Here is a 2,023-nt window from a genome sequence, read left to right on the forward strand (position 1 = left end):
AGTGAGTGCGGGGTGCGCTGCGGGGGCCTGCGGTTGCTGCGCTGAGGGCGGGCTGCGCCGGGGGCGTGTCGGCTAGGGTTCCGTCGCTGGTCTCGGTGTCCCGGCTTCCGTCGGCGTTTTCGGTGGCCTGGGTTCCGTCGACGGCTCCTTTTCCGGTTTCTTTCTCGGCTCCTCCGCCGCTTCGTCGTCTTCCTTCGCCGCCGCTCCGTCCTTCGGCCGTTCCTCCGTGGCCTGCTGCGTGGGTCGGTGCTCTTCGGGTTCCGTGGCGGACGGGGGCCGCGGCTCCGGCTCCGCGTCCTCGGGGTGCCTCGGCGCCTGCGTGAGCGCCGCCCAGCGCGAGCGGCGGACGGTGTCGTCGTCGGGCCAGGCGGTGGGATCGGCCGACGGCGGATCGAGGGGCAGCACGTCGTAGGGCTCCACGGAGGCGTCGTAGCGCTGCGGCGTCCTCAGGACCGCCCGGGGCGGGCGGGCCGGCCGCGCCGCGCCGTCGCGGGGCCTGCCGATCCGCGCCTCGTCCCGGCCGTGCTCGCCGTACTCGCCGCCTTCGCCGCGCCCGAACAGGCGGCCCACCCAGCAGCGCCACACCCAGACCACCAGCGCCGTCGGCACGGCCGCCGGAGTGGTCCACAGCAGCGCCGCCCCGGCCACCTGCCAGCCGACCGGACCGAACCGGGCCAGCACGGCGTTGCCCAGCGGACCGCCCGCCAACTGCGCGCACACCCCGAGCCCGAGCGCGCACACCAGGCACGCCAGGCCCGCCGCGCCCGCGGTCCGCCGCCACGACCACGCCCGTCCGGACCCGTGCCCGTTCCCGTGGCCGTCCTCGTCGCCGTCCCGGGTGTCGCGGACCGAGGCGGCCGCGACGAACCAGCCGATCGTCACCCCGGCCGCCACCGGTACCGCCGCGGACGCCCAGTGCAGCTGGGTGCCGGGGCCCGGCTCCGGTACGGCCGCCAGCAGCGGGAACGGCGGCAGCAGTGGGGCCGGGGAGGAGGCGAACGGGGCGACGACGTGGCCGGCGCCGAGCTGGAAGCCCGGCCCGAGGGCGTAGGCCACCGCCCACAGCACCGCGTTCGGCAGCAGCGCCAGGCACAGCAGCAGCACCGCGAACCGCCCCGACCAGCCCTCGGTCAGCCGGACGAAGCCCGCCTGGGCCGCCCCCGAGTGCCCCACGAGCGACACCCCGAGCACCAGCGCGCCGCCCCCGGTGAACACCAGCGCACCGGCCCCCGCGGCCCGGGACGAGGGGCCCAGCCGCGCCCGGGGGCCCGGCGCGAGCAGCAGGCGGCGCACGCCGGGCGACAGCCGGCCGAGCGCGCGCTCCAGCGGGGCGCGTGGACAGCCGTACGCCGCCCACACACCGCCGCCCGCCGCCACCGCGGCGACCAGCGGCAGCCACAGGACGGTCCACACCCAGGAGGGACGCAGCGCGCCGTCCTGCGCGTACACGGCGGCGGCCCCGGCCACGGTGAGATACCCGGCGACGACGCCGCTCCAGGCGGTGCGCGGCGGGACGAGGGGGCCGCCGTCACCGGTGTCGGTCGCGTCCCGGGCGGCCCGGTGCAGCAGGACCGTGGGCAGCACGAGCAGCAGCAGCGGGGTCACTCCCAGGGGCGCGGGCACGCCGGTGAGCGTGTCGGTGCGGACCAGTTCGGCCCCGTGCGCCAGCAGCCACAGCGCGGCGGCGACGTGCAGGGCGCTGCCCGGTCCGCTGTCGGGGTACGGGGAGCTGATCCACAGGACGATGACGGGGACGGCGAACGAGCCGAGCCCGAGGCCCGCCGCGACCACGCCGCCCAGGAGGCCGGCGCCGAGGCCGGGCGAGCGGCCCCGGACACGGGTGGGCGGGTACGGGAACGGCGGTCGTCGGCGGTTGGTCTGGATCACGCCCGCCATGCTCCCAACGTCACTCGCATTACGGGCGTAACAGGCGAATCTCCGTAGTGTCGCCGAAGATACGTTTATGTGCCTGTTCATACGGAGGGAGGCACTGTGCCGGACCGTCACGTGAGCCCGCCGCCCC

1 protein-coding gene is annotated in these 2,023 nt (G+C 77.1%); it reads right to left on the reverse strand.

The window, feature by feature from the left end:
* Nucleotides 1–72 precede the first annotated feature (72 nt).
* Entirely contained in the window at nucleotides 73–1,896 is a 1,824-nt protein-coding gene (locus GV126_RS32350) for a cell division protein PerM (protein WP_159674514.1), read from the reverse strand.
* Nucleotides 1,897–2,023 lie beyond the last annotated feature (127 nt).

Origin of the sequence: Streptomyces mexicanus (assembly GCF_902506575.1) — a bacterium.
In the GTDB taxonomy this organism is placed as follows: domain Bacteria; phylum Actinomycetota; class Actinomycetes; order Streptomycetales; family Streptomycetaceae; genus Streptomyces; species Streptomyces mexicanus.